This is a genomic window from Dellaglioa sp. CoH-57-MRSF-22, from assembly GCF_056781895.1.
Window position 1 is genome coordinate 1 of the sequence record NZ_JBXAXT010000105.1, and the last position, 406, is coordinate 406.

At 51.0% G+C, this 406-nt stretch carries 1 protein-coding gene; it reads left to right on the forward strand.

Annotated elements, in window-relative coordinates; genetic code table 11:
* Window positions 1-167: 167 nt before the first annotated feature.
* The coding region (locus AC1RPR_RS08395) for a hypothetical protein (protein WP_481763500.1) at window positions 168-406 on the forward strand (239 nt) is incomplete at its 3' end.

Sequence of the window (406 nt, forward strand, 5' to 3'; positions counted from 1 at the left end):
GACCTATTCCGTTCTCGAAGCTGGCCACCATCATGGCCGAGCGTGAGGTTAAACCCCATCACGATACTTACCGGTAGTAAATAAATTGGGTAGGACCTACCCATTAGGGGCTTCGCCCCATTCATCCGGCAAGAGCAGCATGTGCCGGACGTTTCGAGAGGATGCCAATGAAAGCTTTTTGGAAATGGTGGCGTGAACACGTTTCGTTTTCGAGCACGCGACTGCTGTTTGCGCTCCTGATTATCTGGCTTCACCGACTCACTGACTCAAGCTCATTGTTGTTTGCGCTTGTGGTTGTAGATGCTGGTGTATGTTGGGTGTTGGGGTCTTCGATGCGAAATCTCAGTTCTGCGGAGGAACGTTTCTATCAGCAGATTGTGATGAAGGTCCGTGTATGGGCAATGGC